23 protein-coding genes are annotated in these 22,102 nt (G+C 38.0%); 4 read left to right on the top strand and 19 right to left on the bottom strand.

What is annotated here, in order from left to right; all coding sequences use genetic code 11:
* The first annotated feature begins 109 nt into the window (after positions 1-109).
* Complete coding sequence (locus M028_RS0100755) at positions 110-424, top strand: hypothetical protein (protein ID WP_026572195.1); 315 nt, start codon at positions 110-112, stop codon at positions 422-424.
* A gap of 26 nt (positions 425-450) precedes the next feature.
* Here the strand turns inward: M028_RS0100755 and M028_RS0100750 are convergent, their stop codons facing one another.
* The 9 genes from M028_RS0100750 to sppA all read right to left on the bottom strand — a co-directional run bounded on the left by M028_RS0100750 (position 451) and on the right by sppA (position 7,913).
* Entirely contained in the window at positions 451-966 is a 516-nt protein-coding gene (locus M028_RS0100750) for a MogA/MoaB family molybdenum cofactor biosynthesis protein (protein WP_026572194.1), read from the bottom strand.
* On the bottom strand, positions 947-1,804 hold the full coding sequence (locus M028_RS0100745; RefSeq protein ID WP_026572193.1) for an EcsC family protein: 858 nt from the start codon (positions 1,802-1,804) through the stop codon (positions 947-949). Before M028_RS0100745 ends, M028_RS0100750 begins: the two co-directional genes overlap by 20 nt.
* Positions 1,805-1,913: 109 nt before the next feature.
* Positions 1,914-3,101: an acetate kinase gene (locus M028_RS0100740; RefSeq protein WP_026572192.1), complete on the bottom strand. Its 1,188-nt coding sequence runs from the start codon at positions 3,099-3,101 to the stop codon at positions 1,914-1,916.
* A gap of 219 nt (positions 3,102-3,320) precedes the next feature.
* Complete coding sequence (locus M028_RS0100735; RefSeq protein WP_026572191.1) at positions 3,321-4,313, bottom strand: class I SAM-dependent methyltransferase; 993 nt, start codon at positions 4,311-4,313, stop codon at positions 3,321-3,323.
* A gap of 61 nt (positions 4,314-4,374) precedes the next feature.
* A complete protein-coding gene (gene tpx, locus M028_RS0100730; protein WP_026572190.1) occupies positions 4,375-4,875 on the bottom strand; it encodes a thiol peroxidase in 501 nt (166 codons plus the stop codon).
* A 169-nt stretch (positions 4,876-5,044) separates the two neighbouring features.
* Positions 5,045-5,536, bottom strand: coding sequence for a GerW family sporulation protein (gene ytfJ / locus M028_RS0100725; RefSeq protein ID WP_026572189.1), 492 nt, complete (start codon positions 5,534-5,536; stop codon positions 5,045-5,047).
* 17 nt (positions 5,537-5,553) lie between these two features.
* A complete protein-coding gene (locus tag M028_RS0100720; protein ID WP_026572188.1) occupies positions 5,554-6,246 on the bottom strand; it encodes a DUF2953 domain-containing protein in 693 nt (230 codons plus the stop codon).
* A gap of 84 nt (positions 6,247-6,330) precedes the next feature.
* Entirely contained in the window at positions 6,331-6,891 is a 561-nt protein-coding gene (locus tag M028_RS0100715; protein WP_081810612.1) for an RDD family protein, read from the bottom strand.
* An 11-nt stretch (positions 6,892-6,902) separates the two neighbouring features.
* Positions 6,903-7,913, bottom strand: coding sequence for a signal peptide peptidase SppA (gene sppA, locus M028_RS0100710; protein ID WP_026572186.1), 1,011 nt, complete (start codon positions 7,911-7,913; stop codon positions 6,903-6,905).
* 162 nt (positions 7,914-8,075) lie between these two features.
* Between sppA and M028_RS0100705 the strand changes: the two genes are divergently transcribed.
* Positions 8,076-8,876 (top strand): NAD kinase, encoded by an 801-nt coding sequence (locus M028_RS0100705; RefSeq protein WP_026572185.1) that lies wholly within the window; start codon positions 8,076-8,078, stop codon positions 8,874-8,876.
* A 35-nt stretch (positions 8,877-8,911) separates the two neighbouring features.
* Here the strand turns inward: M028_RS0100705 and rarD are convergent, their stop codons facing one another.
* The 7 genes from rarD to refZ all read right to left on the bottom strand — a co-directional run bounded on the left by rarD (position 8,912) and on the right by refZ (position 17,040).
* Positions 8,912-9,841, bottom strand: coding sequence for an EamA family transporter RarD (gene rarD / locus M028_RS29185; protein ID WP_035423636.1), 930 nt, complete (start codon positions 9,839-9,841; stop codon positions 8,912-8,914).
* Positions 9,842-9,981: 140 nt separating this feature from the next.
* Positions 9,982-11,565, bottom strand: coding sequence for an acyl-CoA synthetase MbcS (gene mbcS / locus M028_RS0100695; RefSeq protein WP_026572184.1), 1,584 nt, complete (start codon positions 11,563-11,565; stop codon positions 9,982-9,984).
* 182 nt (positions 11,566-11,747) lie between these two features.
* Complete coding sequence (locus M028_RS0100690; RefSeq protein ID WP_026572183.1) at positions 11,748-11,954, bottom strand: alpha/beta-type small acid-soluble spore protein; 207 nt, start codon at positions 11,952-11,954, stop codon at positions 11,748-11,750.
* A gap of 90 nt (positions 11,955-12,044) precedes the next feature.
* A complete protein-coding gene (thiI, locus tag M028_RS0100685; protein ID WP_026572182.1) occupies positions 12,045-13,253 on the bottom strand; it encodes a tRNA uracil 4-sulfurtransferase ThiI in 1,209 nt (402 codons plus the stop codon).
* 1 nt (position 13,254) lies between these two features.
* Positions 13,255-14,397, bottom strand: a complete 1,143-nt coding sequence (locus M028_RS0100680; RefSeq protein WP_026572181.1) for a cysteine desulfurase family protein — start codon at positions 14,395-14,397, stop codon at positions 13,255-13,257.
* A gap of 153 nt (positions 14,398-14,550) precedes the next feature.
* A complete protein-coding gene (ezrA, locus tag M028_RS0100670; RefSeq protein ID WP_026572180.1) occupies positions 14,551-16,239 on the bottom strand; it encodes a septation ring formation regulator EzrA in 1,689 nt (562 codons plus the stop codon).
* Positions 16,240-16,410: 171 nt separating this feature from the next.
* Positions 16,411-17,040: a forespore capture DNA-binding protein RefZ gene (gene refZ / locus M028_RS0100665; RefSeq protein WP_026572179.1), complete on the bottom strand. Its 630-nt coding sequence runs from the start codon at positions 17,038-17,040 to the stop codon at positions 16,411-16,413.
* Between the two features lie 159 nt (positions 17,041-17,199).
* Between refZ and M028_RS0100660 the strand changes: the two genes are divergently transcribed.
* Positions 17,200-17,682 carry a GAF domain-containing protein gene (locus tag M028_RS0100660; protein ID WP_026572178.1) on the top strand — a complete coding sequence of 161 codons (483 nt, stop codon included), beginning with the start codon at positions 17,200-17,202 and terminating at the stop codon, positions 17,680-17,682.
* 45 nt (positions 17,683-17,727) lie between these two features.
* Here the strand turns inward: M028_RS0100660 and megL are convergent, their stop codons facing one another.
* Entirely contained in the window at positions 17,728-18,912 is a 1,185-nt protein-coding gene (gene megL, locus M028_RS0100655; protein WP_026572177.1) for a methionine gamma-lyase, read from the bottom strand.
* A 121-nt stretch (positions 18,913-19,033) separates the two neighbouring features.
* Positions 19,034-20,470, bottom strand: a complete 1,437-nt coding sequence (locus M028_RS29180; protein WP_051590878.1) for a sensor domain-containing diguanylate cyclase — start codon at positions 20,468-20,470, stop codon at positions 19,034-19,036.
* A gap of 389 nt (positions 20,471-20,859) precedes the next feature.
* Between M028_RS29180 and rpsD the strand changes: the two genes are divergently transcribed.
* Positions 20,860-21,462: a 30S ribosomal protein S4 gene (rpsD, locus tag M028_RS0100645; RefSeq protein ID WP_026572176.1), complete on the top strand. Its 603-nt coding sequence runs from the start codon at positions 20,860-20,862 to the stop codon at positions 21,460-21,462.
* Positions 21,463-21,510: 48 nt separating this feature from the next.
* Here the strand turns inward: rpsD and M028_RS0100640 are convergent, their stop codons facing one another.
* The gene (locus M028_RS0100640) at positions 21,511-21,702 is read right to left on the bottom strand and encodes a DUF6954 family protein (RefSeq protein WP_026572175.1); all 192 of its coding nucleotides are present in this window, start codon (positions 21,700-21,702) and stop codon (positions 21,511-21,513) included.
* Between the last annotated feature and the right edge of the window lie 400 nt (positions 21,703-22,102).

The following is a 22,102-nucleotide window of genomic DNA, read 5'->3' as shown; positions in this document are numbered from 1 at the left end:
GTCATGTGCGAAGGTTTTTATATTTATCTTTTAAGATTAATAGTTTTCCAGTGAAAGCTCTGATGATGTGTAGTAAAATGAAAAAAACTATACATGTGGAGGCAAATGTATGGAAGAACATTTTTCTTTCGATCAACGGCTGGGAATTCAACTCCCTGACATTCAACTAGATTGGGAACAATATTCCCGCCAGACCCAGGCTGCTATCTTGTTCTATTGGGAGCAAATTCGCGGCACCATTCCCGACCGAATTGCAGAACTTGAACATACGATTAATCAAAAACAAACACAACTTTCAGATGAAAGCGACTTCCCTCGTTCCTGTGAACTAAACAGCGAAATCGCGGATCTCGCTTCCATTATTAATGATTTATGGATTTGGTATCGCGCAAATCAAACTGTTTCAGTAAAAATGCACCATTAAAAAGAGCTCCCGCTTTGGGAGCCTTTTTATTTCAAATCCTTTTTCAATTCTCTTACCACATGCCCTATTTCCGGAAGAATGAGTTTTTCCATCGCCAGCTTTACGGCACCAGAAGAGCCCGGGGTAGAAAAAACAGCTTTATCTTTCACAACCCCTGCAATAGCTCGTGAAAGTATGGCTGCAGATCCTATATCTACCTGGTAACTTAACATTCTAAACAATTCCCCAAACCCAACAATTTCTTTTTCTATTAGCTCTTGGACGGTCTCAATCGTCACATCCCGTTTGGCAATTCCTGTGCCTCCATTGGTGAGAATAATCTCGATATCCTCTCGTTCACAGCCCTTTAAAATTTCTTCTTGAATAGAGGACTTTTCATCTTTTACTATACAATAATCAAGGATCTTATGACCTGCTTGCTCTAGGAGGTCAATCATCAATCTCCCGCTTTTGTCACTTTCTTCATTTCGTGTATCACTAACCGTAATTACTTTACAATGAACGGTTTTTGGAGCTTCTTTTTTATGCTCTTTCGTACTCATCCGGATACTCCTCTTTTTCTTTTAAATAACGAAGCTGATAATATTTGTGAGCAACTTCCGTAACTTTCCTTGTTAACTGATAATTTGCCCCTGCCCCAATCGCCATGCTGACAAGCGGAATGCCTTGAATCAATTTTTTTCGAAATAAAGCAATAACCATTGCCTTTAACAGCTGTTGGACAGGCTGCTCCAGCCAGGTAATATCCGTTATTTCTTCAGTCCCTTGATAGAAATAAAAATCATCGTTTCCGTCTAATTCATTCATGAGCGCCGTCCATCCATCCTTCTGAATTCTAGGAGGGAGTGTAGCAGTATGAAAAACCTTCAGTGAAGTCATCATTTCAAAAGGAGTATTGACCTCAAATCCATAAGTCATGGCAATTAATTGCACAGCTCGTAGATTAATCACAGCCATTGCCGGGATATCCATTCCCAAAAGCAGAGTTCCGCCTGTTCCCGAGAGTCCCCCTTGTGCAAAGGAATACAGTCGATGCTTGGCAATTTGTTGCTGGGCTATGTATTGCAGTTGATTGATATCTAATTTTTTTAGATCATCTATTTTTTCTAACTCCTTGTAAAAAATCCTTCCGGATGAAAGAATTCGTTCCTTCGCATCCATCTGAAGCTGGGAACCCTGAATCATGCCATGTAAGTGAAACAACCAGTTGTCGACTAATAGAAAAAACTTTTTTTGAACCGTTTTGGGTAAAAGTAAAAAGGAACGCTCTAAGTATTTTTCATAGGTCAATTGAAAGTCATTTACTTCATAACTGAATAAATGATTTTCCCATTCCCTTATTTCCTTCAAGACGTTTTTCTCCCTGTCTGAGAGCGGCATGAAAACACTCCTCCTGTTTCCAATTCTTTCTTTAAGTATAGCATAAAGAAACGGAAGGATTAAAAAAAGCAAAATCCCTTTAGAGAGACTTTGCTTTTTAAATTAAGTCCTAATTTGCCAAACGAACGACGTCGCGGGCAATCATTACTTCTTCGTTTGTCGGGATGATCATTACTTTAACAGGTGAGTGAGGATAATTAATGAAGGCTTCTTCTCCTCTAACCTTATTAAGGGCAGGATCCCAGTAAACTCCCATGAATTCTAACCCTTTAAGAACATTTTCTCTAATCACATCGCTGTTTTCGCCGATTCCCGCAGTAAAAATAATCGCATCCACACCATACATACGGGAAGCATAGGAACCAATGTATTTATGAATTCTGTTTGCGAATACATCTAATGCAAGTTTTGCCCGGGCATTTCCTTGTTTCGCTTGAATTTCAATATCCCTTAGGTCACTTGAAAAACCAGAAACAGCCAGCATTCCACTCTTTTTATTTAAAATATCAAGAACTTCCTCAGCCGTTTTATTCGTTTTTTCCATAATATATGGAATCAACGCAGGGTCAATATTTCCTGAACGCGTACCCATTGTAACTCCTGCAAGTGGCGTAAAGCCCATTGAAGTGTCTATTGATTTACCGCCTTCAATAGCCGCAATACTTGCTCCATTCCCTAAGTGGCAGGATATAAGGCGCAGTTGTTCAACTGGACGACCTAATAGCTCAGCGGCACGCTGTGAAACATATTTATGGGACGTACCATGGAAACCATATTTTCGAATCCCATAATTTTTGTAGTATTCATATGGAAGGCTATATAAAAAAGAGCTTTCAGGCATTGTTTGATGGAAGGCTGTGTCAAAGACAGCAACTGCCGGGACGTTTGGCAATACCGCTTGAAAAGCTCTAATACCCGTAATATTTGCCGGATTGTGTAAAGGTGCTAATTCCGATAGTTCTTCTATTTTAGCCAAAACTTCATCCGTAATTAGGACAGAATCATTAAAGGTTTCCCCTCCATGCACTACACGATGTCCTATTCCTTCAATTTCGTTTAATGATTGAATGATTCCGAGCGTTGTTAGTTTATCTAGAAGCATCTTAACTGCTACGTCATGATTCGGAATATCTATGATTTCTTGAATTTTTTCTCCATGTGCTGTGATATTAAAAATAGAATCTTTTAAGCCGATTCTTTCAATTAACCCTTTTGTAATAACATTCTCACTTGGCATTTCAAATAATTGAAACTTTAAGGATGAACTGCCGGCATTGATTGCAATAATATTAGACATTTTGCTACAGCTCCTTCTATATAAAAACATCGGTTTTAAAGGACTCTTTTCGCACATCTTTAACCTTTGCAAACCGAAATTGAATATATCTCTCAATTACTCATTTAAACACTCGATTTGTCACATTTCAAGGAGTAATTTAAGTGTCAGCGGTTACATCTAAAATATAATTTTATTCAAATTTTTTGTACTATTAATAAAAAACAAAAAACCGATATTTTATCGGTTTTTTGGTTTATTCTCTTGGAACCATTTGTCCATTTTTAATAAGATTTTATCCATTTCTGCAGCATTTGACAGACTTGGCAGATTAACAAGTAAAGCCTGCTTTGGAGGCTTTACTTCCTCACCCTTCTTCTGCAAAACTAAAATACTTTTTGCCGTACTCTTATTTTTAAAGATACTATTTGGTAATTGAAGGAACCCTTGTATAATTACATGTTCCTTTATAAATTCGTGAAGCCCTCCTGCCTGGTCACTTTCAAAAAGTGTATTTGGCACAAGGAAAAAGAGATACCCGCCTGGTTTTGTGTGCTTGACACTTTGTTCAATAAAAAGATGGTGTGAAAAGGAATGCCCTTCTTTTGCCTGTAATTGATAGTCGGCGGCCCGAACATCATTCGGATAGTACCCAACAGGTAAATCTCCTATTACCACATCAACTGGATCAATAAATAATGGCTCAAGGCTATCCTGATTGAAAAGCTCTACGGGATGCTGTTGCAAATTCGCATTCACATAAGCCAGCCTTATTAAAAGGTCATCAACCTCAACGCCGATGGAAACCACTTCCTTTTGTAAATGGTTTAATACAGTCGTTAATAAATTACCTGTTCCAATTGCCAGATCAAGCAAGCGCATTGATGGTTGCACGCCAAACTTTTGAACTAAATAACCAATGAGCATACCAATCGAATCAGGCGTCATTTGATGATTTGGCTGCACATTTTCCTGCATCCCTTTTAAAATCACAAGCTGGTACGCTTTTCGAATTTCTTCATTTGAATAATTATTTATCTGAATTTCTTCATAATGTTTTTTTAGTCTTTTTACGGTTAATTCACTTAACTCCTCCTGAAGGATAGAACCGTGAAAAAGGTTCTCCCCTGTTTCAGCCAATGCCTCTAAAAAGCTGCATTCCAATTCTTCTTGAATCACAAGTGCCGTTTGATTGAATACCGTAAAAAGCTCTTCAACTGGAGAAACTTTCATCCTATAACCTCCATATAATCAAAAAAGACCCCGCCATTGACGAGGCCTCCTCTACATTTAATTATTTCGCACTTTTAGCTGCTTCGATTGCTGCTTCATAATTAGGATGATGAGTTGCTTCACTCACATATTCAACATATGTCACAGTATCACTGGAATCAACCACGAACACTGCACGTGCTAATAATCTATGTTCTTGCATAGCAACACCATATGCTTCACCGAAAGAAAGGTCACGATGATCGGATAATGTCTGTACGTTCTCGATTCCGTTCGCTCCACACCAGCGCTTTTGTGCAAATGGAAGATCACAGCTGATTGTTAGGATTTTTACATTCCCTAAATTGTTTGCTTCCTCGTTAAAACGACGTGTTTCTGCATCACATACACCTGTATCCAAAGAAGGTACAGAAGTAATTAAACGCACCTGTCCCTTTGTATCATTTAAAGTAACCTCTGAACGATCGTTTGCGAGCACAGTAAAATTAGGTGCCTTTTCCCCTACCTTTACCTCACTGCCTAATAATGTTACCGCCTTACCGCCAAATGTCACGTTTGCCATATTTACATCCTCCTTTGTTTTTATCAAATTGAGCGGCAATTTAATGTCATACCGCTAATATGTACAGTGTAAATATATCTTTTCAGAATCTTTTTTGCAATTATTTCAACCTGAAAACCTAACCATGAAAAAAGTTAATCCTCCTTTTCTTGGAAGATTAACCTTTTCATTATAAATCAAGATCATGTTTTTCTTGAGACTGATGGCTATTTTGCAGGTTGCCTGATTGTTGGTGATCCCTTTTCGAAAACATTTGCTGGATTTTATCCACAGCCTGTGGTGCCAGTTCTAATATTTTCTCGTACAAATGAGTGCTTTCGTCTAAATGGAGCATTTTCACGCCTTGAGAATTTACAATCAAAAAGGCAATAGGTGTAATAGAAACCCCGGCTCCACTTCCTCCACCGAATGGGAGGCTTGACTGATTTTGGCTTTGCCCTTGATTCTGGCCCTGATTTTGCGCCTGACCCTGTTGACCTCCGCCGCCGCCTTTAAATTCACTTCCACCGGCCGCAAATCCAAAACCAACCTTTGAAACTGTTAAAATAACACTTCCATCCGGGGTTTCAACAGGATCCCCGATAATTGTATTCACATCAATCATTTCTTTTAAGCTTTCCATTGCCGTTGTCATCAAACCTTGAATTGGATGGTCAGACATCGTAGTTTCCTCCTCTTTCAAACGGATTTAGTTTTTTCCTTTGAAAAATTAGTGTTTGATTTTAATTTTGGGCGTCCGCCCTTCCAGAATTTTATTAGTTTTAATCCTGCTAAAATAGCTTGCCCGATTCGAAACTGAAACATACATGAAAATTGTGTTTGAATAACGGTTGCTTGAAAGTGTGGTGTAACCTGTAAAATAGGCATTTCTTTTAAATTAAAATAGTTACTTAGTAAACCGACAATCCCCCCTTTAATCGTCCAAAGTCCTCCACATAATACTCCTGTATGTGCGGCATCCCCGACCCCAAACATCGTATGCCATTCAAATTGTTTTATAGAGACCTTCCTAAAAAACTTACGGATGATTACATGCATACCAATTATATGGTTAAGGATTTCTCTTGTATTTTTATAATTCGTCATCATATCATCGGGGGTAATTTGATGTACCTCTTCATTTGAGGACTTTTTAGAAGAATGGTCTTTTTTCTTTTTCCCTTTGACAACAATACTTGGTGAATTATCATCGACTTTAATCAATGGAATATGTTTTTTAAATTTAATTAGGCCAAACCAAATCCTGAACTCAATCTTAAAGTCATCATTGTCGTTATAGTGATAATAATTCACTGTAATGGTCAGCTTTGTAAAAATAATTAGTAAGAATAAGAGCAAAAGAATCAAAAAGATTAAAAGGACCCAGATCAATTTTATTCACAGCCTTTCAGCCTATTAGTATGGCTTTAAGGAAAAAAAATAAACCCTTCAACAAAAAGTTGAAAGGCTTAAAAATTATTTTTCTATATGGATTACCGAAGTGTCTGAAAAGAGATCGTGCAATCCTTGCTTTTTCGGGAGAAAGGCAGTTATTACATATCCGACAATGATTGTCGCCGAAATAAAGCGGCCGATCCATTCACGGAATAAAACAGTTCCCCAAGTTAATTGATCCTTATTCAAATCAACTACTTTTATCCCAAATACCATTTTGCCAAGTGTCTGCTGGAAATATTTCGTCATCAAGACAAAATATAAATAAAAAATAACCGCAGAAGCAATAGAAATTGGAGCAAACATATTAAATGCAGCTAAAGAGATGTCAAGTATGCGAAATACAGGCTTAATCAACAGCCTGACTAGGCTCCCAACTATAATTAAGTCAAGTAGATATGCCCAAAAACGCATCCAAAATCCGGCATATCGAATTGGATATTGTGGTAATTCTTCTATCGTTTCCGTTTTTAGTTGAACCTTGTTTTCGCTGTTAATCTCTTCTTCTTGATGTATCATCATTTCTTCGGAGCGACGATCTTCTATTTGATTTTTGTTTTCTTGATTATAATTGCTTTCCATCTACTTCGCCCCTATTCCGCATAAAGATACATGAGCCTTGGTGAATTGGGTTTAGAGAGAATTTTTAACATTCCGGCCATGTCCGCGTTTTCTCCCATCCATTTATGAACCTGCATACTGAATAATGAACCAAATCCAAGGTCTTCTGAATAGCGAATAACCTTTGCTCCCTTCAAATTTTCATCCTTTTTCATTTTCTTAATAACATCATCCAAATATCCATAGCCATCAATTAAATTCAATTCTTTCGCCTGCCGACCGTCATAAACTCTCCCATCGGCAATCTTTTTTACCTGGTCAATACTTAAATGGCGGCCCTCAGATATAACCTTGACAAATCCCTGATACGAATTGTTAATCATTCTTTGGAGAATTTGCCGCTCTTCCTCGGTCATTTTTCTAGTTGGACTCATAATGTCTTTATATTTTCCACTTTTAATCGTGACAAAATCGACGCCATATTTCTTCGCTAATCCTTCATAATTGATCCCTTCCATAATAACTCCAAGAGACCCCGTAAGTGTTTCTGGACTTGCATAAATCCTTTTAGCTGCTGTTGAAATATAATATCCTCCCGAAGCTGCCATTGACCCCATTGAAATATAGACCGGTTTTTTCGTATCTTTTTGAATCTCCGCTAGTTTATCATGGATCTCGGCACTTTCGACGACTCCACCCCCGGGAGAATTGACCTTTATGATGATGCCCTTGACGGTATCATCCTCTTTGATAAAGTTTAATTTTTTCATAAAGTCCTGATGGTTATAGCCGGAACTTTGTAATAAAGAGGCTGTTTCACCCGTATCTTGAATCACCCCATCCACATCCAGGACCGCAATTTTTTTTAGCTCGCTTCCATCTTTAACTACCTCTTCAGTAAAAGGCTGCTCACTTGTTGATAAAAATTCACCTATATCCGTCTCAATCCCCTTAAAGGCAAAAGCTGATAAAAAGTTAATAACCACTGAGACAAAAAATAGTGCTGCTGCAATTCCGAGTGCTGCCCAGCGTTTTCCATTCATATTCTTTCCCCCTACCTGTGTCAATCCAGTTAAATTTACGTCCGTATTTTCATATTGTTTCAAAAAAATGCTAAACTAAATAAGATTATCATCATTTTATCAAAAGATATTTTTAAAAAGGTTAAAAATTGGAAATTCATTTTGTATTAAGGAGGTTCATTTATGGAAAGTCGCCGCAATATTTACTTTTACCACACACGTGATGCCGATATGCTTTCAAAAGCCTCGCATATTTATGAGTTAGCTGAACAATATGGTTTTACGATTGTTGATGATCAACTGAAAGCAAATATTATTGCCAGCATCGGGCATGACGGAACTTTCCTGCAGGCCGTCCGGAAAACAGGTTTTAGAGAGGATTGTCTTTACGCTGGTATTTCCACGACTAGAAATTTAAGTATGTACTGTGATTTTCGGATTGATGATACCTCAAAAATGGTTGAAGCTTCCGTAAATGAACAATTTGAAGTCCGTCGTTACCCTCTTCTTGAAGTGACAGTGGATGGACAAGGGATGTTCCCATGTTTGAATGAGTTCAGCATCCGCTCCTCCATTATTAAAACGCTGGTAATTGACGTGTTCATTGACCAGCTGCATTTTGAAACCTTCCGTGGAGACGGGCTGGTGGTGGCCACACCTACAGGCAGCACTGCTTATAATAAATCACTAAATGGTTCCGTTGTTGACCCATTACTTTCCTGTATGCAAATCAGTGAAGTTGCTTCGTTAAATAATAATCGGTACCGAACACTGGGGTCTTCCTTTATCATTGGAGATGAACGTACGCTGACACTTAAAGTGATTTCAGAAGGAAATGACCATCCCGTAATGGGAATGGACAATGAAGCATTAAGTATTCGCCATGTGGAAAAAATTCAAATAAAAATGAGCAATAAAAAAATTAAGACGCTTAAATTAAAAGACAATTCATTCTGGCATAAAGTGAAAAGACAATTCCTATAAAAGCAGCCACCCTAAATCTCGGGTGGCTGCTTTTTTTAACCGTTTAATTTTTCCTTTTGGATATTTAATCCTCTCTGAGGAAATAGTTTTGTTTTAGATAAAGAATAAATGGTTAAAGCGGACCAAATAAAAATAAAGGAAAGCAGCTGTGTTTTTGAAAAATGTTCTTTATAGACAAAGACCCCTAAAATTAAGGTTAAAGTCGGCGCAATGTATTGTAAGAATCCAAGTAAGGATAACGGAATTTTTTGTGCACCTTTTGCAAAATAAAGCAGTGGTACAGCCGTTGCCGCTCCGGCTCCTATTAAAAGTAAATCGGTTACCGCACTTGCTGATAAAAATGAATTCGTACCGTTAATAAATAGGAAACACATATATATTGCTGCAATCGGTGCAACAACTAATGTTTCAAGGGTTAATCCCACGGCTGACTCTACATTGATTAATTTTTTTGCAAGACCGTATAACCCAAAAGAAAGTGCTAGACTAATGGCAATCCAAGGAAATTTCCCATGGGAAATTGAAATGATCAACACTCCAATAGTGGCTAGGCCAAATGAGATATATTGTGCAATTGACAATTTTTCTTTTAGGACAATCATTCCCAAAAGGACACTCACGAGCGGATTGATATAATAGCCAAGGCTTGCTTCAAGCATATGACCGCTGTTAACTGCCCAAATATAGACAAACCAATTAATGCTTATTAATAACGAGGCAATTGCCAGGGCATAAAGCTGTTTTTTATTTTGTGCAAATCCTTTAAGGGTTTGAGTAAATAATCTCCATCTTCTTGTTAATAAAAGTACTAGGATCATAAAAATAAACGACCAAAAAATTCGGTTCGCAAGAATTTCAAAGGCACTTACTTGATCGATGAGCTTCCAATAGATGGGCAGCAGCCCCCATAGGAAATAGGAGAAACCGGCATGGAAGGTTCCTTTTTTTATCTCTGATTTATTCATTGTTGTTCTGTTCCCCAATCTTTCTAGTTTCGAAATATTATTTATTATAACGTGAATCGGAAGGAAAAGGGGGAATTTTAATTCACCAATTTTTGCCCAAATAAAAAACAACCGGGATTCCCGATTGTCTTTTGATCTAATTATCCTTTTAAAGCTTCCATTTCCTTTTGGCGAAGTTCGATACGGCGGATTTTTCCGGAGGTGGTTTTCGGAAGATCCGATACATATTCAATCTTTCTAGGGTACTTATATGGTGCTGTAAGCTCCTTTACATGCTCTTGAAGATTCTTTGTTAATTCAGGATTGTTCGAATCAACCCCTTCTTGTAAAACAACAAACGCTTTGACAATAGACCCGCGTATTTCATCAGGACTCCCCACTACGGCACATTCTTTGACAAATGGATGTTTAACAAGGGCATCCTCTACTTCAAATGGTCCAATTGTATAGCCGGAACTAATGATTATATCATCGCCGCGCCCTTCAAACCAGAAATAGCCTTCCTCGTCCATTTTCGCTTTGTCGCCCGTTACATAGTAATCCCCACGGAATTGCATCGCTGTTCGTTCCGAGTCTTTATAATATTTTTTGAATAAAGCAGGCGTTTCAACATGAACGGCAATATCGCCCACCTCACCTACTTGACAAACTTGTCCTTCTTCATTAATGATTTCAACACGGTTTCCCGGAGTTGGTTTGCCCATGGAACCAGGTTTTAGCTGCATTCCCTTGGTAACCCCAACAAGTAAAGTGTTTTCTGTTTGACCATAGCCATCCCGAACATCAACACGGAAGTATTTCCTAAAGGTATCAATTACCTCGCGATTGAGTGGTTCCCCAGCGGATACCGCACTATGAAGGTTTGGCAATTGATATACTGCGAGGTTATCTACCTTTGCCATTAATCGATATTCTGTCGGTGTACAGCAAAGAACATTTACATCGTATTTTTGCAGCAGGCTTAAATACTTTTTAGGCTCAAATTTGCCATTATATATTAAACCTGTTGCGCCTGATCCAAGGACTGATAAGAATGGACTCCAAATCCATTTTTGCCAGCCTGGACCGGCCGTTGCCCAAACGGTATCCCCTTCGTTAATCCCAAGCCATTTAGACGCAGCCGTTTTCAGATGGGCAAATGCCCAACCATGGGTATGCACCACTCCTTTAGGATTCCCAGTTGTACCCGAGGTATAGGATAAAAAGGCCATATCTTCTCTTTTCGTATCGGCAATGGTAAAATTCTCTGAAGCCGCTTTCATTTCTTCATCCAGATGGTTCCAACCTTCCGTTTTTCCTCCCAGGGAAAATTTCACAAGAGATTGGGCAGTACTAATATTTTCAAATTGATCCACGTATGGATAATAACTAATAACAGCCTTAACATCACCATGTGTAATCCTGTATTGTAAATCCTTTTCTCTTAGCATTTCAGAACTTGGAATTACCACCATCCCGGCTTTTAATGCAGCGAGGTAGACAATATAGGCTTCAATCAGTCTTGGAACAATCACTAAAACTGTGTCACCTTTTTGTAAACCATTCTGAATCAGCACATTACCTGCTTGATTTACTTTTTTCAATAATGATTCATATGTAACCTGTTTAGTTTCACCTGTTTCATTTTCCCATTTTAATGCTAATTTGTTCGGGTCTTTTGCAAAACGTTCTACTTCAGAAACAAGATTGTAGTTCTCCGGTGCAATTAAATCCTCACGTTTCATAACTCTCCCCCTCAGCAATAAAAATTTACATCCAATTTTATTATACAAAATTGTCCTAAAATTTTAAATTATTATTATTCGAAAAACATTTTTTAGTTGTAATTTGATTTACCGCTCCAATTCATATAAAAAAGAAGAGAGCAGGAATAAATCCTGCTCTCTGTAGCCATATTATTTATTTGTTAACGAGTAAATCCGCTTCCGCCTAATTGAGACTCAGCCATAGCGACTAAACGCTTAGTGATTTCTCCACCAACAGAACCGTTAGCACGAGAAGTAGTATCAGCACCAAGGTTTACACCAAATTCATTAGCAATTTCGTATTTCATTTGGTCAAGAGCTTGTTCAACACCAGGAACTAGAAGTTGATTAGAATTGTTGCTTGCCATTTGATATCACCTCCTTGTGAGTATATAATGTGTAGAACTCACAAGGTTCATTCTTAATATCAATTGGTAATTGTTCACAAAAAATTCATTTTAAAATAATTCATCGAACTCTGAATCATCGTTACCCAGATCCGGTTTAATTGTAATAGTCTCCGTGTCATTAACTGCTTCTTCAATCAAAGGCTCAAAATCAAAATAGCTTTCATATTGCTGGACTTTCTCTCTGCGGGGCTTTGTTTTTGGCGAAGCAGGGACAAAAATCGTACAGCAATCTTCATACGGTCTATTCGAAATCTCGAGGGTATCGAATTCTTGAGCGATTTTAATAATCTCGGTTTTGTCCATCGTTACAAGCGGTCGTATGATGGGTGTATTGGTAACCTCATTAATAGTAAACATGCTTTCAAGTGTTTGACTAGCCACTTGGCCAAGGCTTTCGCCCGTAATAATGGCAAGCCCTTCCCGCTTTTCTCTAATTTTATCGGTAATCTTAAGCATGAATCTTCTTGTGGATGTCATCGTGTAGTTTTCAGGCACCTGTTCACGTATTGCCTGTTGTACATCCGTAAACGGAACAATATGAAGCGTCATTTGACCATACACTTCAGCTAGCTTTTTAGCAAGGTCAATCACCTTTTCCTTAGCCCGTTCACTTGTAAACGGCGGACTGAAGAAGTGAACGGCCTCAATCTCAAGACCTCTCCTCATGGCCATAAAACCAGCAACAGGGCTGTCGATTCCACCTGACAGCATTAACATCGCTTTACCACCGGAGCCCGCTGGGTATCCCCCGGCCCCTTTTATTGTTTCACATGAAAGATAAACAGCCTCTTTACGAACCTCAATTAATAAATTAATATCCGGCTTTTTCACATTTACTTTTAGACCAGGAATGTTTGACAGCAGATAAGCACCAAATAGTTGGTTGATTCCGTCCGTATCCAATTCAAAAGTTTTATCTGATCTTTTCGCGGTAACTTTAAAGGTTTGACCTGCTTGATAAATTGAACCAACCAATTCAAGAGCAGCTTCTTTCATTTTCTGCAAATCACTCTCTACCTTAACAGCCGGACTAAATGTTTGGATCCCAAATATTTTTCTTAAAATCATTTTAATTTCTTGGACATCTTCACCGTTTAATAAAACATACATACGATCATGTGTTGCTTCCACTTTTATTTTTGGAAAAGCGGAAAGGGCCAATTTAACACTTTTTCTTAATTTACCAACGAATTTATTACGATTGCGGCCTTTCGTTGACAATTCTCCATAGCGAATGACTATTCGATCATAATTCATATTATTTCATTACCTTTCGTAAATGTTCAGAAGCTTCTTGCATTGCTGAAAGAGCATCAATGGCTTCATTTTCTGTATTATTAAAGGAGAGACTAATTCGTATTGCACTTTCAGCCAGTTCATCCGGAACCCCCATAGCAAGCAATGTTGCACTTGAGGATTTCTTCTTAGATGAGCATGCACTTGTGGTGGAAACATAGATTTCTTTTTCCTCTAGTGCATGAATCAGAACTTCAGATTTTATTCCTTTAATGGAAAAATTTAAAATATGTGGAGCGGCATGCTCAATGGGCGTATGAATTTGAACTTCTTCTAATTCACTTATCCCACTCCTTAGGATTTCCCGAATTTTTTTCATTCTCTCGATCCCGTTTTTTTCTTCCGCCAATACCATTCGTAACGCCTTAGATAGGGCAACAGCCCCTGCAACGTTTTCTGTACCGCTGCGGAGTTTCCGCTCTTGGCCTCCTCCAGCGAATAATGGGGACAATCGTACACCATCCCGAACATATAAAACACCAGTCCCTTTCAAGGCGTGAAATTTATGGGCGGAAAAAGAACATAGATCGACTCTGTTTTCATGTAATGATAACGGGACTTTTCCGACACCTTGAACAGCGTCTACGTGGAACAAAATATTAGGATGGCTTTTTAAACATTCTCCGATTTCCTTTATTGGCTGGATGGTCCCAACTTCATTATTGACCTGCATAACCGAAATGAGGATGGTGTCTTTCCTGATTGCCTTTTTTAGGTCTTCTAGTTGAATCCGACCGGTTGAATCAACTGGAAGGTATGTTACTTCAAATCCATCCTGCTCCAGCTGCTCAAATGATTGTCTGACAGAGGCATGCTCAATACTTGTCGTAATTAAATGGCGGCCCTTATTTTTATGAATATAGGCAGCACCTTTAATCGCTAAATTATTACTTTCGGTTCCTCCTGATGTAAACAGTATCTCTGTTTGCTTTACAGATAAAAGATTTGCCACCTGTTCCCTTGCCTTTGTTAAAAGTTTCTCAGCTTGTCCACCTAATGCGTTTAGTGAGGATGGGTTTCCAAAGTATTCACTTGAAACCGTCAAAAATGAATCGAGAACCTCTTTATATGGTTTAGTTGTCGCACTATTGTCAAAATAAATCATGATTTTCCCCCTAACGAATCCGAAAACCCTTATGCAAAAAATAATCTTATCATATATTGCTTCATTTTAGAAAGATGGTGCAAGTGAAATTTCTGTTTAACAAAAGCAAAAAACCGAACAGCCGGTGCTGATTCGGTTTTTTGCTTATCTTTTTTAGTCATTTGCAGTTGCTGCTTTGATTTTCTTTAAGGCTCCAGGGTCAACCCCTTCTAATGATGCTGCGACCTGTTCCAATGCCTCTTGATATTCATAATGCCTGAAAGCTTGTTCTGCATCCATTAATCCCTTTGCAACGGAAGGGAATTTGCTGCGGTACCGGTTTCCATATTGAATAGCCTTTTCTGCCAGCATCGCATTTTCAATTAATTCCAATGTAGAATGAGTAAGTTTTTCAACCGTTAAAACTGCAATTTCTAAATATTGATTAAGGGCAGAAATATTTAGCGGTTTTTCCTCAAGCTGCAGCTTCACATTTTGTATGCTCTCATTGGTGTCCTCATACAAATATTTATAATCCTCGGGCAATCCAGGTATATTACTTTTGGAAACAAGCCGAACGGCTTCCCCCACTTTTTTTGTCAGTTCTCTAACCGTATCCCTTGCCTCAATCTCATCCTTACGTAAGGATTGAAGATTATTTGCAAACTGCTGTTGCTCTTCTCTGATGTTTTCAAGCTGTTCCTTTATCTCATTTAATTCTTCACTTATCTTGGTCTGAGCTGTTTCATTAATTTTTAATTTTTCGACTAGGATTTCATAATGCTTAAACACTGCTAAAAGCTCTTTTTCCAAATGTCTTTGTGTTTCAAAATCATATTCTTTTAAATGATAGGTTTGCTGGACATTCGACACTTCATCAACAAGATGGTCGTTTTCTTCCTGTGCTTCTATCAGAAGATCATAGGTAATTTTCTCATTTTTAATGATAAAGTGCTTAGCATGTACCTCTTTCTCAAGTAAATCAAAAAGGATATCCACTCGATCCTTGGTTTCTTTTACACCTTCAACTGCTTTATCTAAGTCCGTTTCCTCAATCAAGCGAATTGCTTCTGAAAGCTTTTCTTCTAATTGCTTAATTTCATTTTCCAACTGAATATGCTCTAGGTAATAGCCCTGCTGAGCCATTTCCTTAAACCCATCTTGGACATCGGAAAGTTGTGCCGGGAGGATGGATTGAACTTCAATTAACAGCTGTGGAATAAGCTCCATCGCATTTTTAATGGTCCCTAAATGGCTGCTGATTGTTAAAACAATTTCGCGGGCCTCAAGGTAGTTTCCATTCTCTGTTTTTTCATCAAACTCTTGGAACTTCTTCGTGATCTCTTCCAATTGCTTTTCCAGACTTTTTTCAGCCTTGCTGAAGGTATGCCGGTGGGCAAGAAGTACTTTTTTTGTTTCCCGGTATAATTCTTTTAATTGTTCAATTTCAACCCGGTTTTTTTCCTCGCTGCCGACTAGTTCATGCAATTCTTCCAATATTTTCGTGATCTGATTTTCGGTTTCCTGCAAGGTATCATTGATTGAACGTTGAACTGTTTTCGCCTTGTTAAATCGGTAGCGGTCTATGTATTCTTCCGCATCAAATAACATTTCCTCTAGTTTCGGGAGCTTTACTGTAACAATATCATCCCATTGGTTACGCCAATTTTCGAACAGTTCTTCTGTTTGCCCCGTCATATTAAGCTGCTTGACCTTGGACATTTCTTCTAAAATTGGACGATTCAACAAATCGATTTTCCACGCTTCTAACCGATCCATTTCTTTAAAATACTTTTTCTTTATTAGATATCCTAATACAAATAAAGCTAGCATAAGGATAAAAAATCCTATGAAATACTTCACATGTAAGCCTCCTGTTCCGGAAAACATCGTTTCAAGTTCTCTTTAGGTGTTAGTTTATATAAAAATAGCACGATATGTTCAATTCAATGTATTTATGATACCATGTAAACGACAATTTTTGACTATAATTTTCAATTTTTTTGCAAAAGAAATCAAAAAAATAGAGGCTCATCATAAAATAGCCTCTTTCTTTACTTCAACACCATTACAAAGGGTATTTTCAATCCAATTGTACATTTCATTTAAATATTTTTGCTCAAAGAAACGTTCATTTGGAAAAATATACATTACTTCTCTTAGATAATGAGAATTCATAAATGGCATCATTAGTAAACCCTTAAGCTGAATAATCAAATAAGGAATAGAGTGAGGCTGGAATTCCTTCCATTCCATCCCTTTTTCAAATATTTTTTGAAAATAATATTTTTCTTTAAGATTATAAGTGGACATTATTTCTCTAACGATTTGTGAATCCAATGACATTTCACGGTACACAACATTTGCTAAATGAATATTATCACATTGATAATGGAGCAATTTGGCAGTCATTCGTTTTAGGCAATCTTTGGCACCGAGTCCCACCAGGGCATATTCCTCTTCCATGATCCCGAGGTATTGTTCATAAAAGTGCGTAAAGCAATATTCTAAAAGACCGAGCTTATTTTCAAAATAGTAAGCAACCGTTGCAGAGTTTACATTCGCATAGCCTGCAATATCTCTGATTGATGTACCAGAGTATCCATTTGAATTAAATAATTTAATCGCTGCTTCAATAATTGCTTCCTTTATATTTTTTTTCATGTCTTTCCCCCTCGAAAGTGGATCGAACTTTTAACTCCTTACCTAATGTTTCTTTATTTTGCCGCTTATTCCTTTATTAAAAAGTCGACAATTTCTACCTTGTTTCACGGTAATTTGCTAAAATAATATAAAAAACTAACGAAAAATAGGTGAAAAAACATGTTTAACGTCGAAATGTATACGGGCAGTCGTGAGGAAAATTATGAACTTGTAAAAAAACAATTGCATGCCTTGATTCATGATGAGAAAAATCAAATTGCGAATCTTAGTAATGCCTGCTCCTTGTTAAACCAATTTCTTGACCGTACCAACTGGGTCGGGTTTTATTTAATGGATGAGAAGAAAGAACTTGTATTAGGACCCTTTCAAGGGCTCCCTGCCTGTGTTCGAATTCCTGTTGGAAAAGGCGTTTGCGGCACCTCAGCAAAGTTAAAGGAAACAGTCAGAGTAGAAGATGTAAATCAGTTTCCAGGCCATATTGCCTGTGATGCTGCATCACAATCTGAAATTGTTATCCCATTGTTAAAAAATGGACAATTACTTGGTGTTTTGGATATTGATTCGCCAGAAACAAACCGCTTCGACGAACTTGATCAGCAGAAATTAGAAGAGTTTGTTGAAATTTTAGTCCAGCATATTTAATCTAAAAAGCAAGGAAGAGTCTTTCCTCTTCCTTGCTTTTTATTATTATATCTTTTCTAGGGCCTGTTCAAGGTCGTCGATAATATCCTCCCAGGCTTCAAGCCCTACTGAAAGCCGGAGTAAATTTTCCGTTATCCCCATTTTTCGTCTTTCTTCTTCCGGGACAACTGCATGTGTCATCGAAGCCGGATGCTGGATTAAGGTTTCTGCATCCCCAAGACTAACAGCAATTTTAATTAAGTTTAGCTCATCCATCAACCGCTGTGCTGTTTCCTTTGTACCTCTTATAGAAAAAGAAATAAGGCCCCCAGGCTTTTTCATTTGTTTTTTCATAATTTGATAGTCCGGGTGCTCGGCATCACCAGGGTAATAGATCGCATCAATTTTGGGATGATTTCTTAAAAACTGAAAGATTTTATCTGTATTGTCACAATGACGATCGATTCGAATTGGTAAGGTTTTTAATCCCCTTAGCAAAAGCCACGCATCAAAGGGTGAAATAATTCCTCCAATATCTTTTTGCGTTGTTCTTGAAACCTTTTGAATCCATTCTTTTTTACCAACGACGATACCAGCAAGGACATCGCCATGTCCGCAAATATATTTTGTCGCACTATGGATGACGACATTACAGCCATGGGTAAGCGGGGTTTGTAAATAAGGAGAACAAAATGTATTATCCACCACCACCGGTATGCCTTTTTCATTCGCAATTTTAGCCACCTGCCCTAAATCAACCAGTTTCATTGTAGGGTTTATTGGTGTTTCAATATAAATGCATGCGGTGTTTGGTAGGATCGCTTTTTCCACCATTTCTATTGAATCCATTGAGGAGAAATCATGTTCAATCCCATATTTTTCTTTCAAGAGTTGCAGGAATCCAAAGGTACAGCCATAGACACCTTGTGAACATAGAATGTGGTCACCTGTTTTCGTTAAAGCCATTAATGCAGCAGAAACAGCTGCCATTCCGGATGAAAAGGCTAAAGCAGTATCCCCCTTTTCAAGTATTGCCAACCGTTCTTCAAGTATTTTTACAGTTGGATTCCCTAAACGTGAATAAATAAAGCCTTCTTCCTCTCCGGAAAACCGTTTTTCCCCTTGCTTAGCAGTGGAAAAGGTAAAGGTTGATGTTTGATACAAGGGTGGAACGAGACTCCCCTGATGTTCATCTGAAACATAACCTGAATGAATGACCTCTGTTTCAAAGCGTAAGTTTTTATCCTCCAATTTTCCCCCTCCTATTTTGAAACCGCTTCCATTCCTATAGAATATGAAGCTAATGTAGATAAAGTACGTAAACAAAATATTAACCTATATGGATTCAGGCACCCATGAATCCATGGATGCCTTAACTTGCTTTTATGCGATCATTTTGATTAATGACTTTATTTTTCCCTGTCCCTTTTGCTGTGTAGAGGGACTCGTCGGCCCTTTTAAATAAATAGTTATAGGAATCAAGCATGTCCTTATGCCAATAAGATACACCGCAAGATACGGTAATTGATGGGACAGAGCATTCAGCCACAGCTTTTACTAAGCGCTCAGCGATTGCCACCCCTGTCTCTAATGTCACATTAGGAAGGTAGATGGCCATTTCCTCACCACCCCAGCGAGCTCCAACGTCATGATCGCGAATATTTCCACGAATAATATTGGCCACTTGAACCAATACTTCATCACCAACCTGGTGTCCATACGTATCATTTATGTTCTTAAAATTATCAATATCAATCAGAATGAATGTCCCTTGCTCGTCCTCTTTCATTGACAATTGGATCTTTTCATCAAGATAATTACGCGAATGAAGTTTCGTTAAATGATCTGTAATAATCATTCTCTCCAATTCCTCCCTAAGCATCGAATTGGAAAGCGCCAGTGCGGAATGATGAATCAGCGATTGCAGAAGCTTAAAGGCTTCAAATGAAAAGAAATAGGGTTCTTGATTCATAACAATACTAAAACCTTTAAATTTCCCTCTTTGGATCATTGGAACCGCCATTATGGAACGAAAACACTTTATTCCATTAATACTAGGAATGTTTATATCTCCGAAAAAAAGGGCCTCTTTTTCCATCAGTATTTTATTTTTTATGTATTCAATATATGGATATGCTTGTTTCGTGTAAAAGAATGGGGTAGATCCTGGCAGTAGTTTACTATTAATCAAATTGTCTGTCAGCAAGAAAAAACCTGCTTCCTTTGCTTGGAAGGAATGCTTAATTTGATTTGTCATATAGCTAATCATATCTTTTAGCCTGAGCTTTGAATTTAAACGATGTGTTGTTTCATTAATTAACTGTAAATCGGAAATAACCTGCCTGGACTGCTGATAAAGCTTGGTATTTTCCAATGCACCGCCAGCCGCATTTGCCAGTAAAGTGATAAATTCAATTTCATCTTTTGGAAATACAAGGATGTTAGGAGCAATGATCTGCAGAACTCCATAAACCCCTTGTTTCCCTTTTAACGGCGCATAAAGGATAGAGCGCCTCTCTTCAAGAGAATTTTCCATTTTGGTATTCCCTGAAACGTAAGCCTCCATGGCTATAATATTTTCACTATCATATTCCAGATCAATGATGGGCAATTCGTTTTGGTTGTGATAATCTTGAGAAAGAAGCAAATAGCAGGAAAATGAGGGATACAACTGTTCGAGAGAAACAATTATTTCTCGTAATAGAGATTCCTTATCCATTAAAGAATGGAATTTTTCAGTTATATGAAATAACCGCTTATATCTATTTTCTTCATTTTGTATGGTTACATGATCACCGTACGCGTCCATTATTAGTTCACCCAATTTTCCCAATCTAATTCCAAATATATACACCCTCACTTTATTATAGTGAAAATCCATCGCCTTTTTAATTACTTTTTTGAATTTTTTCTAACTTTTATAAAGACTTCAAATTTTGGATATGCATTATTATAACAAAATATTCTTGACTTATTAGTAATTAAAATTATATAATACTCCTTGTGTAAAATATTGCAGCTTATGTGAACACTTTAATCGTTCATTTTGTTCCTCACTTGAACACTTTATTCAAATGATGGGGTATCTTGTAACCCTCTGCTGCTAGGGCGAAGGTATCTGAAAACAAAATGGCTATCATCGTTGTTTCATAACCGTTTTTATTTTACCAAAATAAAAACACGAAGGAGGAGTCTCTCATGGCTCGTTATACCGGCCCTAGCTGGAAATTATCCCGTCGTCTTGGAATCTCTCTAAGCGGCACAGGTAAAGAATTAGATAAGCGTCCTTACGCTCCAGGACAACATGGTCCTAACCAACGCAAAAAGCTTTCTGAATATGGTTTGCAATTACAAGAAAAGCAAAAACTTCGTCATATGTATGGAGTAAATGAGCGTCAATTCCGCAACCTATTCGACAAAGCTGGTAAATTAGGCGGCGTACACGGTGAAAACTTCATGATTCTTCTTGAATCACGCCTTGATAACGTTGTTTACCGTTTAGGTTTAGCACGTACTCGTCGTGCTGCACGTCAGTTAGTTAACCATGGTCATATCCTTGTTGATGGTTCACGCGTTGATATCCCATCATATCGTTTAACTGCTGGACAAACTATCACCCTTCGTGAAAAGTCACGCAATCTTGACGTTGTGAAAGAAGCAATTGAAGTAAACAACTTCGTTCCTGATTTCTTAACTTTCGATGCTGATAAGTTAGAAGGTACTTTCACTCGCTTACCAGAGCGTTCTGAATTACCAGCTGAAATTAACGAAACTCTTATCGTTGAGTTCTACTCACGTTAATCTCTGTAAAAAAGAAACCCCTGAGCAATTGATTTGCTCAGGGGTTTCTTATTTTCTATTTTTAACCGATTGAAGAGATTTTCGATAACAAAAGACAATGATTACATATAAAATTAACACAATGATTGCTGTAATGATTCTTTCTGTAGAACTTCCATCCGCTAACAGAACCGGTCCTAAACCGAAAAATGTAACAAGTGCTAGTACAATGATAAAAAAAGCATGCAACAATAACCGCAAATGCCTCACCTCCGTCTTTCTCCTATTATATTAGACGATTTAATTTAATCTGCTGTTACTATTTAGTTACAGATTTATTTTCTTAACACAGTATTGGCGACACTTTCCACCTCTATCCCCTCCATTTTGTCGCCTATGCAGCTTATTGGCGACACTTCCCATCTCTTCCACCTCTATTTTGTCGCCTATGCAGCCTATTGGCGACACTTTCCACCTCTTCCACCTCTATTTTGTCGCCTATGCAGCTTATTGGCGACACTTTCCACCTCGTCCGCCTCTATTTTGTCGCCTATACCGCTTATTGGCGACACTCTCCACCTGTTCCACCTCCATTTTGTCGCTCAAAGGCTCCCATCAAAAACTCAAACAAAAGAGCCCTCGGAAATTCTCCAAGAGCCCC

Origin of the sequence: Bacillus sp. UNC438CL73TsuS30, from assembly GCF_000482325.1 — a bacterium.
GTDB lineage: Bacteria > Bacillota > Bacilli > Bacillales > Cytobacillaceae > Neobacillus.
Note: the sequence above shows the minus strand (reverse complement) of the source record. Positions and strands in the feature narration are given on the sequence as shown.

What these genes read in the sequence shown, in the direction of transcription:
- M028_RS0100755 (WP_026572195.1), top strand. Translation starts at nt 110, where the DNA reads ATGGAAGAACATTTTTCTTTCGATCAACGGCTGGGAATTCAACTCCCT.
- M028_RS0100750 (WP_026572194.1), bottom strand. Translation starts at nt 966, where the DNA reads ATGAGTACGAAAGAGCATAAAAAAGAAGCTCCAAAAACCGTTCATTGT.
- M028_RS0100745 (WP_026572193.1), bottom strand. Translation starts at nt 1,804, where the DNA reads ATGCCGCTCTCAGACAGGGAGAAAAACGTCTTGAAGGAAATAAGGGAA.
- M028_RS0100740 (WP_026572192.1), bottom strand. Translation starts at nt 3,101, where the DNA reads ATGTCTAATATTATTGCAATCAATGCCGGCAGTTCATCCTTAAAGTTT.
- M028_RS0100735 (WP_026572191.1), bottom strand. Translation starts at nt 4,313, where the DNA reads ATGAAAGTTTCTCCAGTTGAAGAGCTTTTTACGGTATTCAATCAAACG.
- tpx (WP_026572190.1), bottom strand. Translation starts at nt 4,875, where the DNA reads ATGGCAAACGTGACATTTGGCGGTAAGGCGGTAACATTATTAGGCAGT.
- ytfJ (WP_026572189.1), bottom strand. Translation starts at nt 5,536, where the DNA reads ATGTCTGACCATCCAATTCAAGGTTTGATGACAACGGCAATGGAAAGC.
- M028_RS0100715 (WP_081810612.1), bottom strand. Translation starts at nt 6,891, where the DNA reads ATGGAAAGCAATTATAATCAAGAAAACAAAAATCAAATAGAAGATCGT.
- sppA (WP_026572186.1), bottom strand. Translation starts at nt 7,913, where the DNA reads ATGAATGGAAAACGCTGGGCAGCACTCGGAATTGCAGCAGCACTATTT.
- M028_RS0100705 (WP_026572185.1), top strand. Translation starts at nt 8,076, where the DNA reads ATGGAAAGTCGCCGCAATATTTACTTTTACCACACACGTGATGCCGAT.
- rarD (WP_035423636.1), bottom strand. Translation starts at nt 9,841, where the DNA reads ATGAATAAATCAGAGATAAAAAAAGGAACCTTCCATGCCGGTTTCTCC.
- mbcS (WP_026572184.1), bottom strand. Translation starts at nt 11,565, where the DNA reads ATGAAACGTGAGGATTTAATTGCACCGGAGAACTACAATCTTGTTTCT.
- M028_RS0100690 (WP_026572183.1), bottom strand. Translation starts at nt 11,954, where the DNA reads ATGGCAAGCAACAATTCTAATCAACTTCTAGTTCCTGGTGTTGAACAA.
- thiI (WP_026572182.1), bottom strand. Translation starts at nt 13,253, where the DNA reads ATGAATTATGATCGAATAGTCATTCGCTATGGAGAATTGTCAACGAAA.
- M028_RS0100680 (WP_026572181.1), bottom strand. Translation starts at nt 14,397, where the DNA reads ATGATTTATTTTGACAATAGTGCGACAACTAAACCATATAAAGAGGTT.
- refZ (WP_026572179.1), bottom strand. Translation starts at nt 17,040, where the DNA reads ATGAAAAAAAATATAAAGGAAGCAATTATTGAAGCAGCGATTAAATTA.
- M028_RS0100660 (WP_026572178.1), top strand. Translation starts at nt 17,200, where the DNA reads ATGTTTAACGTCGAAATGTATACGGGCAGTCGTGAGGAAAATTATGAA.
- M028_RS29180 (WP_051590878.1), bottom strand. Translation starts at nt 20,470, where the DNA reads ATGGACGCGTACGGTGATCATGTAACCATACAAAATGAAGAAAATAGA.
- rpsD (WP_026572176.1), top strand. Translation starts at nt 20,860, where the DNA reads ATGGCTCGTTATACCGGCCCTAGCTGGAAATTATCCCGTCGTCTTGGA.